The sequence below is a fragment of the Peribacillus sp. NPDC056705 genome (assembly GCF_043656335.1).
On record NZ_JBHTYI010000004.1, the window covers coordinates 263522 to 277384 of the forward strand.

Annotated in this window: 14 protein-coding genes and 1 riboswitch; of the genes, 7 read left to right on the forward strand and 7 right to left on the reverse strand. The window is 41.3% G+C overall.

All coding sequences use genetic code 11. The features are described 5' to 3' along the window. The first annotated feature begins 193 nt into the window (after nt 1–193). Together ACFRAK_RS07960 and ACFRAK_RS07965 are read left to right on the forward strand one after the other, a co-directional pair. Nucleotides 194–883, forward strand: a complete 690-nt coding sequence (locus ACFRAK_RS07960; protein WP_387596627.1) for a response regulator transcription factor — start codon at nt 194–196, stop codon at nt 881–883. Beyond that, complete coding sequence (locus tag ACFRAK_RS07965; protein ID WP_228467657.1) at nt 873–2303, forward strand: HAMP domain-containing sensor histidine kinase; 1431 nt, start codon at nt 873–875, stop codon at nt 2301–2303. Before ACFRAK_RS07960 ends, ACFRAK_RS07965 begins: the two co-directional genes overlap by 11 nt. Nucleotides 2304–2357: 54 nt before the next feature. Here the strand turns inward: ACFRAK_RS07965 and spx are convergent, their stop codons facing one another. After that, nucleotides 2358–2753, reverse strand: a complete 396-nt coding sequence (spx, locus tag ACFRAK_RS07970) for a transcriptional regulator Spx (protein WP_034314875.1) — start codon at nt 2751–2753, stop codon at nt 2358–2360. Nucleotides 2754–3000: 247 nt separating this feature from the next. Between spx and modB the strand changes: the two genes are divergently transcribed. Next, complete coding sequence (gene modB, locus ACFRAK_RS07975; RefSeq protein WP_387705914.1) at nt 3001–3654, forward strand: molybdate ABC transporter permease subunit; 654 nt, start codon at nt 3001–3003, stop codon at nt 3652–3654. Here the strand turns inward: modB and ACFRAK_RS07980 are convergent. Continuing rightward, nucleotides 3616–4095, reverse strand: a complete 480-nt coding sequence (locus ACFRAK_RS07980; protein WP_387597171.1) for a GNAT family N-acetyltransferase — start codon at nt 4093–4095, stop codon at nt 3616–3618. The two genes, modB and ACFRAK_RS07980, sit on opposite strands and share 39 nt — an antisense overlap. Before the next feature lie 116 nt (nt 4096–4211). Here ACFRAK_RS07980 and ACFRAK_RS07985 point away from each other — a divergent pair, with 116 nt between their 5' ends. Then, nucleotides 4212–4703 (forward strand): hypothetical protein, encoded by a 492-nt coding sequence (locus tag ACFRAK_RS07985; RefSeq protein WP_394571549.1) that lies wholly within the window; start codon nt 4212–4214, stop codon nt 4701–4703. Between the two features lie 198 nt (nt 4704–4901). Further along, entirely contained in the window at nt 4902–5099 is a 198-nt protein-coding gene (locus tag ACFRAK_RS07990) for a cold-shock protein (protein WP_028393295.1), read from the forward strand. A 328-nt stretch (nt 5100–5427) separates the two neighbouring features. Here ACFRAK_RS07990 and ACFRAK_RS07995 read toward each other — a convergent pair whose 3' ends face one another. The 3 genes from ACFRAK_RS07995 to ACFRAK_RS08005 are packed head-to-tail and all read right to left on the reverse strand — an operon-like array spanning nt 5428 to nt 9232. After that, on the reverse strand, nt 5428–5865 hold the full coding sequence (locus tag ACFRAK_RS07995) for a flavodoxin domain-containing protein (RefSeq protein ID WP_394571551.1): 438 nt from the start codon (nt 5863–5865) through the stop codon (nt 5428–5430). Continuing rightward, a complete protein-coding gene (locus ACFRAK_RS08000) occupies nt 5837–6889 on the reverse strand; it encodes a ribonucleotide-diphosphate reductase subunit beta (protein ID WP_387596615.1) in 1053 nt (350 codons plus the stop codon). The genes ACFRAK_RS07995 and ACFRAK_RS08000 overlap by 29 nt, the downstream gene beginning before the upstream one ends. A gap of 45 nt (nt 6890–6934) precedes the next feature. Further along, the gene (locus tag ACFRAK_RS08005; RefSeq protein WP_387596612.1) at nt 6935–9232 is read right to left on the reverse strand and encodes a ribonucleoside-diphosphate reductase subunit alpha; all 2298 of its coding nucleotides are present in this window, start codon (nt 9230–9232) and stop codon (nt 6935–6937) included. Between the two features lie 139 nt (nt 9233–9371). Continuing rightward, nucleotides 9372–9552, reverse strand: a riboswitch (cobalamin riboswitch). A gap of 293 nt (nt 9553–9845) precedes the next feature. On the opposite strand from ACFRAK_RS08005, the gene ACFRAK_RS08010 reads away from it, so the two are divergent. Further along, nucleotides 9846–10775: a manganese-dependent inorganic pyrophosphatase gene (locus tag ACFRAK_RS08010; protein ID WP_260284485.1), complete on the forward strand. Its 930-nt coding sequence runs from the start codon at nt 9846–9848 to the stop codon at nt 10773–10775. 95 nt (nt 10776–10870) lie between these two features. Here ACFRAK_RS08010 and ACFRAK_RS08015 read toward each other — a convergent pair whose 3' ends face one another. Together ACFRAK_RS08015 and ACFRAK_RS08020 are read right to left on the reverse strand one after the other, a co-directional pair. After that, nucleotides 10871–11017, reverse strand: a complete 147-nt coding sequence (locus tag ACFRAK_RS08015) for a hypothetical protein (protein ID WP_192203558.1) — start codon at nt 11015–11017, stop codon at nt 10871–10873. A gap of 84 nt (nt 11018–11101) precedes the next feature. Then, a complete protein-coding gene (locus tag ACFRAK_RS08020) occupies nt 11102–12559 on the reverse strand; it encodes a SulP family inorganic anion transporter (protein WP_387596606.1) in 1458 nt (485 codons plus the stop codon). Between the two features lie 309 nt (nt 12560–12868). On the opposite strand from ACFRAK_RS08020, the gene ACFRAK_RS08025 reads away from it, so the two are divergent. Next, nucleotides 12869–13024 carry a hypothetical protein gene (locus ACFRAK_RS08025; protein ID WP_387596603.1) on the forward strand — a complete coding sequence of 52 codons (156 nt, stop codon included), beginning with the start codon at nt 12869–12871 and terminating at the stop codon, nt 13022–13024. The last annotated feature ends 839 nt before the right edge of the window (nt 13025–13863 follow it).

Genomic DNA, 13863 nt, shown 5'->3' on the forward strand with positions numbered 1-13863 from the left:
TTTTCCTGAATGATTATTACGACCATTTAGCAGCATTCCTGTTAAAATGACTAAGTGAAAACATCGGTTAATTTTACTGCGAACATAATCCTGACACATAAAAAGGGTAAGATTGAGGAAAAATGCTTGGTGTTTTTAAAGGTTAGCATATGCAAAATGTTTCCACTATAATTCAGGAAGGAGGAATCCATAAATGAAGAAAATTCTTGTAGTAGAAGATGAAATCGCCATATCGATGGTATTGAAAGCATATTTGGAACGGGAAAGTTTTGATGTAGTCCAAGTTTACGATGGGCTAAACGCCATTCCGGTCTTCGAAGAAACGAAGCCAGACCTTGTCCTGCTTGATGTCATGCTGCCTGGTAAGGAAGGCTGGGATATATTGAAGGAAATTCGGGAGAACGATAATTGTCCGGTTATCATGTTGACTGCACTGACAGATGTCGATTACAGATTATCGGGATTTAAGTCAGGTGCGGATGATTACATCTCCAAACCTTTCGTTGCCGAAGAAGTCGTGGCCCGGGTGCATGCCGTTTTAAGAAGATCCTCATCGGTCGATACAGAAGATGGTCATGTACATGAGTTTGGGAGTTTAACCATCGATGATCTTTCTTATATGGTGCATTTGAATGGGGAAGAGATAAACTTGACACCGCGTGATTTGTCGCTGCTCGTTTTTTTCGCTAAGCACCCTAATCAAATTTTCACGAGAGAACAGCTGCTCGACCAAGTGTGGGGCATGGATTATGACGGCAGTGACCGTGCGGTGGACCTGGCGATCAAACGGATCAGGAAGGCGATAGATGCATGGCCTGTAACCGAGGGGGAAATAAAAACATTGCGTGGATTGGGGTATCAATTGAGTGTCTATGAAAACTAAAAAAAGAACCACTTTACAACGCTATTGGACTAAGAGATACGTATTGACCTTGATTTCCGGTTTGATCTTATTGTCTGTTTTTTCCTTATGGTGGATGGAAAAAACGGCTTTGGAATATAGGCTTAGCCTTCTTAAGTACTTAGCTGATGAAACATCCGATCGGGCGATTAAGGATAATGGTCAGATTGTCGTTGGCCCGATCCTTTCGGAAATTGTAGAGGAAAGGGAGAAAATCCTTCATCTGAACCAACAGCCAATCATCTATATCGTCGATCCCGATGCCACCATCATATATACGATGCCACAATTGTATATAGATCCGGATGAAAATAAACTCCCGGATGTCATCATGAAAAATACGGAGTTAATCCAGAAGGTCAAGATTTCCGACAACAAAGTGTATGTCGTCAAATCCCCCATTACGTTTAATGATGAGACGAGAGGCTGGGTGGTCATTGCACAGGAAGAAGGGGCATTGAAGGAAATCAACCAAGACCATGGCTTGTTGGCGATCATGATTGGAGGCCTGCTGATTCTGGGAACGGGGGTCATTTATTTTCTTTCCAGGCAGATTTCACGTCCCATCCAAGACGTAGCTAACGCCGCTGTCCAAGTTCGTGAAGGCAACTATGATATCCATTTCAAAGAGGAAGAGGAAATCAAGGAAGAAGAAATTTATGAACTGATAGAATCATTTAAGGAAATGACCAATCGATTGAAGGTCATGGAGAAGTTACGGGCGGAATTGCTTGCAGGCGTAACCCATGATTTGAAAACGCCAGTAACATCCATTAGCGGACTGATACAAGCGGTTAAGGATGATGTCGTCAAGGGAGAGCAAAGTAAGGAATTCCTCGATATTTCCTTAAAGGAAACTCAACGTTTGCAAGGTATGATAGAGGATTTACTCAATTATAATGCCATATCGGCAGGTGCTTTTAAAATTCGGCTGCAAAAAGAGAATATCAATATATTCATCAAGGAAATCGCCTATCGCTGGCAGGTGACCCAGGATGATGATCAAGCGTTCGCTCTTGAGATAAAAGTTCCTGATGAACCGGTCTTTGGTCAAATTGATTCATTGCGGATGCAGCAAATCGTCATTAACCTTTTGAATAATGCCAGGCATGCACTTGATGGCAAAGGGAAAATAGCGATTCACCTTTATGAAAAGGATGAAGAACGAATCTGTATTGATGTACTGGACAGTGGCCGGGGGATCCCAAAACATGAACAACAATTTGTGTTCGAACCATTTTATCGTGGTGAAAACAAAAAGTTGAAGGTACGTGGTTTAGGTTTGGGACTGCCATTCAGTAAGATGCTCGCAAAAGCGCAAAAGGGTGATCTAGTGCTTAAGGATAGCGATGAACAGGGCACCACCTTCACGATTGTCATAGAGAAAGCGGATCAGGTATAAAAAAGGGTTGTCCGATGTAATGGACAACCCTCTTATTATGCAGGATGCTAACTATTAAGCCAATTGGCTGATTGCACGCCATAATTGTACATGACGGACCTTCCTTGGAAGGAAGCGTCCCATTTCTTCTTCATTATATCCTGCATGCAAATTCTTATGGTCGAAAATGATTGGCCGGCGAAGTAAATCCGGGTTATCTTGAATAAGCTTACAAAGATCATTAAGCGGTGTATTATTTATATCGATATTCAGGCTTTTGAATTTTTTGGAACGGGTTGAGATGATTTCATCTGTCCCGCCTTCCGTTTTACGTAAAATCTCTTTTATTTCTTCTATAGAAAGAGGTTGGGAATATAGGTTGCGTTCATTAAAGGAAATTTCGTTCTTTTTAAGCCAAGCTTTTGCTTTACGACAGGCTAGACTGCTTGGAGTAGTATAAATTGTTACCATTAAAATCGACTCCTTCAAAGTTTTCAAGTTTATTGGAATGAAATTATTTTTATATTTGTGATACTCTTACTTTAACGTTTCTTTGTGTCAGCAAGATGTCAAGAAAAATAAACTTAAATGTTATTTTAAAAAGAAAGGGAGAAAATGAAATGAAATCTGCCTTTAATGAAAAAGAAGCCATTTGGGTAATGATACCGAACAAGGATCTGCATGGGCCGATATTTAACAGTGTTGTGCGGATAGTATCATGACAGGGGATTTTTGGTCGCCAGTCAGGTTATCGATACAAGTAGCGGGACTATCGGGTATCCTTGTTTTCATTTTAGGAATAATCCTGGCGCGAATGATGGCTAAAAAGCAATTCAGGGGAAGGGTCCTGTTGGAAACAGCGTTTTTATTGCCGCTTGTTTTGCCGCCTTCCGTCGTTGGGTTTTTATTGATTGTAATTTTTGGCAAGAGTGGGTTGCCGGGACAATTCATTGAAAGGGTTTTTGGTCAGCCCCTGATGTTCACGTGGTGGGCGGCGGTCATTGCATCTACCGTGGTAGCGTTTCCGCTTATGTACCAATCCGCTAAAACGGGTTTTGAAGGTATAGATGAAGAAATCGAAAATGCGGCAAGGGTTGACGGGGCGGGTGAGTTGAGGTTGTTCCTGAATGTATCCCTTCCATTGGCGGTCAAATCCATCGTCACAGGTGCCATCTTGAGTTCTGCTCGTGCGTTGGGGGAATTCGGAGCCACACTCATGTTTGCCGGAAACATTCCCGGACAGACACAAACCATACCGACTGCGATTTATATCGCCATGGACTCCGGGAATATGACATTAGCCTGGCTATGGGTTGCCGTAATTATTGTCATTTCATTTCTTATGCTTTTTATCGTGACCTACATAAAATGAATGCTTTTTCTCGAATATACTTATGAAAAAGTGGGTAGAGGCTTCTATGTCTTCTTTATGTGTGAAGCCGTTTTTTTCGTAAAGGTTCCGTGCGGGCAGGTTCATTTTACCGGTTGAAACGGAAATCTTTTCCCAATCGCCTTGTAATTGAAGGGCATGTAAGAGTGCATCCGCGATACCCTGCCGAAAATAATCAGGATGGACGACCATTCGGCAAATCAGCATTTGACGATTCTCTTTTGAAAAAGATAGTGCACCCACTAACGCATCACCCTTTAAATAGCCTAAAAACGTTTCATGACAATGAATGAATTGTTCATATGTTTCCAATAGAGGAGGTATATCGGCAAAACCGATCATATCCGCTTCCACCTTATAGGCCTCTTTTTGAAGATTAAAAAGCTGCTGGCCATAATCGGAGTCCAGATCCCGAATTTTCATGATCAAATCGTATCACTCCCTTTCATCACATTATAATGGAAGAAGGAGATTATTGTTTCCAATCAGTCTGTGTTATAATCGACAAACAATATGAACTAATGAAATGAGGAAGAAATTTGTTAACATTTGAAGAAAAATTGAGCATCATTGAAACTTTTCCGGAATTACAGCGAAAAGATGTTTCATTGGGACGTGTGAACTTTCATTATCCAGAAAGCGTCCAGGAGAAAAAAATCGTCGTTCAGCACTTGCATCCCAATGGAAATGGATTCGTTTACGCAGGGCATATGAGAAAAAAAGACACTGACCGTAAAGGTTTTATCAATATTCGTGACTATAATGAAGCGGAATTAAAAGAATTGATCCAAAAAAGCGTCGATTATCTATCTGAACCTCCGGTTGAATTCGAAGAAGAGGAAGACGGGTTCGCTAGGTTGGAAGGGGCATGGATTGGCCCTGAAAAGCAAGAGCTTACACTTGAAAGGGAAGACCTGCTTTGGAATGTGTATTCCGGATCGAACCTTGAGGAGTGTTTCGAGAGTCCAGTAGAGGCGGAGCGCTACTTATTGGACGAAGGCTTCCGACAAAGCAAGAAGAGGAATATGTAGAATTTTAGGATAATTTGTCGGTTGATTTACTGCTATAATCTTGTTTTTTTAGGAATTTCCATGATATAATATAAGTAATTATTTTTGTTCGGAATAAGTTTGATAGAAGGATTTACTGTAATAGGATTCCTCTTGAAACATTATCCAGAACCAAAAATAGTAATAAAATGGATTTTTCCAAACACAGGAGGAACTATCATGGTACAAGGTAAAGTAAAATGGTTTAACGCAGAAAAAGGTTTCGGTTTCATCGAAGTTGAAGGCCAAGACGATGTATTCGTACATTTCTCAGCTATCCAAGGCGAAGGCTTCAAAACGCTTGAAGAAGGCCAAGAAGTTTCTTTCGAAATCGAGCAAGGCGCTCGTGGACCACAAGCAGCTAACGTTCAAAAATAATTGAACGCATATAAAAAAAGACTCCGATTATGGAGTCTTTTTATTTTCCCTTTTTTTCGGCCATTTCCTTTAATGCTTTGTCCAATTTTTCTTCGATCCGTTTAGAACGATTAAAATGCCCTGCCAGGAAAAACACGATGAATATAACGAATGCGACAAGCACTAGCATAAAAAGGATAGGCAGAACAAGGTTATATTTTCAGTTATTGGATATTATCTCCTTTTTTATTCCATTATACTACATGTTTACCGTTGCTTATGATAGAGGGAGCCAAGCTCTTTAAAAAACACTGAAAGGGGATATGCGAATGCGCAAATCCCCTTTCAGTCAGTTCTGGAATAGCGAGGCGAACTTTTGAAGTCTGTGCAAGTCCGATTCTTGATACATCTGTTCTATCTTCAATGTCACCAATAACTGGCTCTTGGCAAATAACATGTCCCGGAAATGATCGACCGCCCCACAAAAATGATGATAGTTGGTTTCACCGGTTCCGAAGACTCCCGCTTTCAGATGAGCAATAGGCAACTGTTCCAGTTCTTTATAAAAGGCTGCTGATTTAGCAGGAAGTTCCCCATTGCCCCATGTATAGGTGCCGACGATCAATGCATCGTAATCCGGCAATGTGCGTAAGTCGAATTCATTCATTCGATATAGTCCAGCTTCAGGTAAAAGGGAAGAGAGGGCTTCAGCAAGCGCTTTTGTATTGCCTCCGGCAGAATGATAGACAATGGCAACTTTACAGCTCATCGAACCCATTGCTGGCATTTACTTGACTGTATGTCCTTGACTTCTGTTCGAAGAAATCGGTTTTGGTAAGTCCGATGGATTCATCATCGAACGTTTTGATCCATGGCATCGGATTCTCGCCATACTCTTTATACAAATTCTCAAGGCCTAGCATACGTAACCGTTTGTTGGCGATATATTCGATGTACTCATTGAATTCTTCCAAATCGAGATCGGCTTTGGTTTGGATATCATCAAGCATATATTCAGACCATTCTTTTTCGAGTTCGACTGCTTTTTCAATCGTTGTATAGATGAACTTCGTGTTTTCTTCATTATTTAACTCAGGATATTCATACATCAAGATTTGAACGAGCATTCCAATGAAATCGAAATGGACCATTTCATCACGATGAATATAGGATATCATCGTAGCGGAACCAGTCATTAAATTTTGTCGTCCTAAATTATAATAAAAGGCGAAAGCCAGATAGAAATATATCCCTTCAAGGTTCGTTGAATGGATCAGTGCCTCGAATAAATGCTGAGGGCTGGGATCGTCCACGAACGTTTGATAAGCATCAACGATCGGTTGGTTGCGCTTAATCACTTCAGGATGTTCTTTAATGCGGTCGAATAGCTGTTTTTGCTTGCCTACAGGAATCAAGGAAGCAAGGATATAGGAATAAGACTCATTATGGATCGATTCCTGCTGGGCCATGTTGGCCAGAATAGCTTTTGCCGCCGGATCTTTGATGTACCGAAGGATTTCTACTAAAGTGGGCGTTTGAAGACTATCCATTCCAGCAATCATTGTAAGGATATCGAGAAAAGCGTCCTGGATATCTTCGTCCAATTCGCCCCACTGCTTTTTATCCTGAATCATGTTTACGCTCGAAGGCTTCCAAAAGTTATTGATGAGCTGTGTATAGGTATCATAGAATTTTTCATACTGAATATCGTTCCAAAGAAGGAAGCCTGAAGCTTCTCCTTTGAAAACACCGGTTGCTTTGGTTGGATGCGTAGGTTCGAGCATCCGAATCTTTTTGATATGATTGGTCATTCGTGAAAACTCCTTTAAGAATAGATTACTGGGTTATGATTGTCGTTAACTTGAACAGCTTTCGCAGGCATTGTCATATTCGGAAGAAGTCGAACGAACATAATATGTTGATTTCAATCCGCTTTCCCATGCCGTTAAATGGATATCCAATAGAACCTTCGCTTTGATTGTATTGTGTACATACAGATTAAAGCTGATTGCTTGGTCAATATGGCGTTGGCGGGCTGCATTTTGCCTGATGCTTTCCAGTTGGTCCAAATTAAATCGTGTCTTTTTATAATATTCATACGTATTTGGCGTCAAGCCTGGAGCGGTCACCTTGAATTTGAAGTTTTTCTTTTCTTCGTAAAATTCAATTTCATACAAAGGGTCGATTCCATCCGTGGAATTACCGATTTTAGCTGTCGAAGAATTCGGGGCAATGGCCATTAAATAGCCATTACGGGTCCCGTGTTCATGCACGTCTGCTTTTAAATCCATCCATTTTTGATCTGTATAGTCACGCAGTTCGAAATAGTCCCCTGTATGCCAATCAGATCCTTCAAAATATGGGTATGAACCTTTTTCCTTGGCCAATTCATTGGATGCCTTGATTGTTAAGTAAGCGATCTTTTCGTATAAAGCATCTGCATAGTGAACAGCCTCATCGGATTCCCAATAAATATTCTGTGTGGCAAGTAAATGATGCCATCCAAACGTTCCTAAACCAATTGCCCGGTAACGTTTGTTCGAGATGGATGCTTGTTTGACAGGAAGATTATTCACATCTATGACATTATCCAGCATGCGGATCTGAATGGGAATCAATCTTTCCAAAACATCGCTGCCCACAGCCCGGGGCAAGTTAATGGATGAAAGGTTGCAGACAACGAAATCGCCGCTTTTACGAACCACAACAACATCTCCATCTTCTGTTTCATATTCATCCGTGATTGTCGAAGGGCTTAAGTTTTGGGCAATCTCCGTGCAAAGGTTTGAACAATAAATCATACCTTTATGCTTATTGGGATTCTTCCGATTCACTTCATCGCGGTAGAACATATACGGTACGCCTTCTTCTAATTGAGAAATCATGATGCTTTTCATGATGTCCATCGCTTTGATTTTTTCAAAGCTATAGTTTGGAAGCGTGCCATTTTCTGCGGCCTCGACAGCAAGTGCATAATGATTCCTGAAGCTTCCTTCGCCTTTCTTCTCGTCATAAAGATCTTCAAGTGAAAACCCAAGGGTTTGCTTAACGGTATGCGGATCGAAAAGATACCATTCTTTTCTGTCGCGTACAGCTTCCATGAATAAATCGGGTATGCATACGCCTGTAAAAATATCATGGGCTTTTAATCTGTCATCCCCGTTTTGTGTCTTTAAATCGAGGAAGCTCATGATATCTTTATGCCAGGCATCCAAGTAAATCGCGATGGCACCTTTACGTTGCCCCAATTGATCGACACTTACAGCTGTCTGGTTGAATAGTCGAATCCAGGGAGTCGTGCCGGAACTGTTTCCAGAGAAACCCCGGATATCAGAACCAAGCGATCGTACCTTACCGACGTAAAGACCTACTCCGCCGCCAAATTTAGATACTTTTGCTGCATCGTAGTTTGATAGGTAGATTCCGTCAATGGAATCTTCAATTGCGTCGATAAAGCAGGAGCTTAACTGTCCATGTGTTTTACCTGAATTGGAGAGTGTAGGAGTCGCAACGGTCATATAAAGATTGGACATGGCCCAGTATGCTTCTTTAATAAGTTGCAGGCGGTGCTCCGTTTTTTCCAATCGCATGATTTCCATCGCGATGATCATGAAACGTTCTTGTGGCAGTTCGTAGACCTTGTCCTTTTGAGGGCGGGCCAGATAGCGGTCGTTCAATAAGTAGATGCCTATGTACGAGAATAATTTATCTTTTTCCGGGTCGATTACCGAACCCAATTCCTCAATTTCCGATTTCGTATATGAAGATAGCAGTTCTGATTTATAAATAGGATAACGCTGACCTTCTGAAAGCTGGGAGAGTTCCGCGATCAGCTCATAGAATGGGCCATAACTCATGCCTTCATAGCCTCGATTGGCTTGTGCATCCCTATACATTGTATTCAACAGTTCTGCTGCAGCAACGAACGTCCAATTCGGAGCATCGATATCCACACTTTCAAGAGCGAGCTGAATCAGTTTTTTTGATGCCTGTTCTTCAGTTGAGTCACTTTTGCGATCTAGCCATTTTGTAAAACGCTTTTTGAACTTTTCCATATCGAGATGGCCTTCGAATTCCTTTGATAACATCTCGAGCTGGATGGACTTCGCTTCTGTGTCATTTTCACTTATGGTAGAGTTATATGTTTGAGTCATTAATAATCCTCCTTGTTGACTTCCTTCTAAAATAAAAAAACCGCCCAATGAATTGAGCGGATCAAACGATAGAATAAAAGAGCCATGAAAAAATAGCCGTTAAACTATCGTTTCATCATCTCAATCCCCGAAGAATAAGAAACGTGAAAAATTCAAGGCAGGTCTCCTGACTCATGATCATCCTACTTTGAGTCCTTCCCGTATAGAGAGCTATACAGTGGGTTTCTCATTTCGTCACATTTACAGTTGCGGGGACAGTTCCGGGTTTACACCGGATTCCCTTTTCAGCCATCACTGGCACCTTGGATTATAAAAAATTCTATATATAGTTATTAGTAATGTTTATGTAATCAATATCTAGTATTTCTGCTTATATTATCGTAAGCCATATACGATGATAATTCAACTAATATATTTGAAAAAAACCAGCCCTTATCTATTGACAAAGTGAGGGCAGAGTGCGATGGAATGAAAGAATTTATTGGGGAATGGGTAATTCAAGCGCTGATTTTACGCGATTTTGTGTTAAAATAAATTGTCTAGTAAAGGTGGCTCTCCCTTATTGCGATGAGGGGATTCGCGGAAAAATATTTAAGAAAAAGGGGATAAAATCTTGGAAAAAGTATTAGTTTTTGGACATAAAAACCCGGATACAGACACAATCTGTTCAGCAATCGCTTATGCAGACCTGAAAAAGCAGTTAGGTATCAACGCTGAACCAGTTCGTCTGGGTGAAGTGAATGGTGAAACTCAATATGCATTGGACCAATTCAAATTCGAAGCTCCCCGCCTTGTGGAAAAAGTTGCAGGGGAAGCTGAAGGCGTAATCCTGGTCGATCATAACGAACGCCAGCAAAGTGCTGAAGATATTGACCAAGTCCGTGTGTTGGAAGTTATCGACCATCACCGTATCGCTAACTTTGAAACAAGCGATCCACTATATTACCGGGCGGAACCTGTTGGCTGTACGGCAACCATTTTAAATAAAATTTATAAAGAAAACGGCATCGAAGTCCCTAAAGCAATCGCAGGTCTTATGTTGTCTGCCATCATTTCCGATTCGTTATTGTTCAAATCTCCTACATGCACGGAGCAAGACATTGCAGCAGCAATGGAACTGGCTGCCATTGCGGGAGTCGACGCTGAAACATACGGCTTGGAAATGTTGAAAGCCGGAGCTGACTTGAGCGACAAAACGATTGCCCAGCTCATCACTCTTGATGCAAAGGAATTCTCCATGGGAATGGCTAAAGTGGAGATAGCACAGGTCAATGCTGTAGATCCGAACGAAGTCCTTGCTAAGCAAGCAGAATTGGAAGCGGCGATAGGAGCGGTCATCGCCGAGAAGGAATTGGACTTATTCCTATTTGTCGTAACGGATATCTTGACTAATGACTCTGCTGCCTTGGCGCTTGGTAAAGCAGCTTATGCAGTGGAAAAAGCATACGACGTTTCATTAAACAATAACATCGCCGTCTTAGAAGGCGTTGTATCTCGTAAAAAACAAATCGTGCCGATCTTAACGGACGTATTCAGCAAATAATACAGGAGAAGGGGTGCTCATTAAAAACATGGGCATCCTTTTTCTGCACATGCAAAAAGACTCAACCACCATTAATGGTGGTTGAGTCTTTTCTCTTAGTTCAAAGCTTCCTTTTCTTTTTCATAGGCAATGACAATCAGTTCTTTGTTGGCTTCCTCGCCAAGTCTGTTTTCAAAGCTTTTCAGTTCATTCAATAAATCCGGTGACAGATTTGCTGCTGTATAATCCTGCTCGGGTGTCATGCTTTTCGCCCCTTTCAAAAGGAAATAATTCATGTTATCTATTTTGTCGGTTTGAAAAGTTTCTATTCAACAAAACTTACTTCTTCAAGATATTTTACTTTCTGATGTGGCGAGTTTTTCAAGCAATAAAGAACTATCTTCATCGAGTCCTTGCACTTGGACAGGTATTCCCAGAAGCTGATATTTAAGGACAACCGTATCAACAGCACCGACTGCTGAAGCATCCCAGATTTTAGAATGGGAAAAGTCGATGACGATTGAATCGGCTTTTTCCTTGAAGTCGAACTTCGAAACAAAGTCCTGGACAGAAGCGAAAAATACCTGCCCGCGGATATGATAAATGGTTTTCTTAGCCTGGATATCTTCCGTTTTCACTACAGCCACTTTAGAAATTTTAGCCGAGAAGAAAATCATGCTCAAGAGCACTCCGGCAAATACCCCTTTTGATAAATCATGTGTATAAAGGACAATGAGGACCGTCACGATCATCACGGCTGCATCCGACTTTGGAGCTTTTGTGAGCCTCTTTAGGGAAGACCAGTCAAAGGTCCCGATTGAAACCATGATCATGACTGCGACAAGTGCAGCCATCGGGATTTTAATAAGGACATCATTCAATACCACGATTAATACCATAAGGAATGCGCCAGCTACAAATGTGGAGAGCCGGCCCCTTCCTCCTGATTTAATATTGATACCGGATTGGCCGATCATCGCACATCCCGCCATGCCGCCAAAGCATCCCGCAATGATATTCGAAATTCCCTGGCCTTTGGCTTCCTTATTTTTATTACTGTCCGTGTCAGTCATCTCATCGACTATTTGAGCTGTCAATAATGATTCAAGCAGCCCAACAAACGCAAGGGCTATGGAATAAGGGAAAATGATCGCCAAAGTTTCGAAGGTCAAAGGGATATCTGGAAGCATGAACATCGGTAGCGCTTCGGTCAATTGCCCCATATCCCCAACCGTCCGCACCGTAGCCCCCGTGGCAACTGCAACGATCGTCATGAATATGATGGCGACAAGTGGTGAAGGTATGACTTTCGTGATCTGCGGAAAAAGATAAATGATAGCTAAAGAAACGGCTGTCATGACATACATGATCCATGTTTCGCCCACGAAATGGGTGAGCTGAGCCGTGAATATCAAGATAGCTAAAGAATTTACAAAACCAGTCATGACCGGCTTCGGTATGAACTTCATTAATTTCCCGATTTTTAATACTCCTAGTAAAATTTGCAGCAAACCAGTCAATATTGTTGCAGCAAGTAAATAGTTCAAGCCATGATCTTTAACAAGATCGACCATGACGAGTGCCATTGCACCAGTGGCTGCCGAAATCATTCCCGGCCTTCCGCCGACAAAAGAGATGACGATGGCAATGCAGAATGAGGCATATAGACCAACCATTGGGTCAACGCCAGCAATGATCGAAAAGGCAATCGCCTCCGGAATCAATGCCAAGGCAACGACTATACCGGATAGAACATCTCCTCTAACGTTGCCAAACCATTCCTGTTTGTATCCAGATGTATTCAAAGAAATACTCCTTCTTTCTATATATGTGTGTTCATTTCTTTTAACGCACTAAATTATAGCATGAGTCCTTCTTTCTATCTATATGGATAATATAAACGACAAATCGAGGGCTATTCATTTCGTATTATAGGCGAATGAAGGTAAAAGGCCTAAAGGGAGGAATTTCAGGAAATGACGATGGGCAACATCCAATAACGAAGGGCAAAAAATTTCCAAAGCCTTCTTAATCGCTTTCGCTGCCACGATTCAGATTTTTCTGTATTTAAATGTGTTATTCTTTTATTATGAATGAAAATGGGGGTTACTCCTATGAATAAGAGCGAGAAAAGAACGAAACTGGTGGAAAAGATTGAGAATCATTTAAGACTGACTGCAAGGAATTTAGTGAAATTCGATACAATCCAAGAAACATTGGTTTTTACGGTGGAATCATTTCAATTGGAATTTTCGTGGCGATCGTATTGAGAGAGGATGATCGTTTGTATGTATGGAAAGGAGGTTCGCTCCATTTTGCTGATTCTTTTCCCATTCACCTAGGAGAATGTTCCCCGGAAATTCTCGAAGAAGAGGTAAAGGATAGTTACATAACTTAATTGTTTGAAGAGAAAATAGAAGATAAGCTAAATAGTCGAATATGCGACATTGATGAACAATGATTTATACAGGCCACACCGGATTGCCGTTTTGAAACTGGAAGAGGTTCACTTACTGCCCGCTCGAATCTGATCGAAAGTGAAGCGGAAAAAGCCTCGGAATGGGATCATATGAAAGAACAGCTTTATCTTAAATATAAAGAAATCAGTGACAAAATGGGATGATATGCTGATATTGATGATACCGGTGAAATGGGAAAATCGCATCCTCATACTGGGAAGGGATAATTCTTTACCTTAGTGAATATCCGATAATAAAGAAGCTTTCCCTGACGATATTATTGGGGTGGGGGCGGTACCACCAATAAGCTGGAGGATTATTATTATGCCTACAAACAGGCCATGCATGCTCAAAATGTTCCCCGAAATGGATTCCTGAAAAAAGTCTTGGCCATTTTGACGAATTGGGCTCCTACACGCTATTGAATAACCTGAAAGACCCTGTACTTGCCGAGTTATTACTTAAGAAATATTTGGCCCAGTTGATGGAATACCAAACGGGAAGCGGAGTAGAGCTTATAAACTGATGATTTGAATCGAGCCAGCTATATTCAGCCGCACATTCACTTTACATAGCAATGATAAAAGATCTTGAAAGGGTCTTTTTTTATTCGATTTTGTGTGTAATCTGGGTAAGGAGGCATGAGGAAG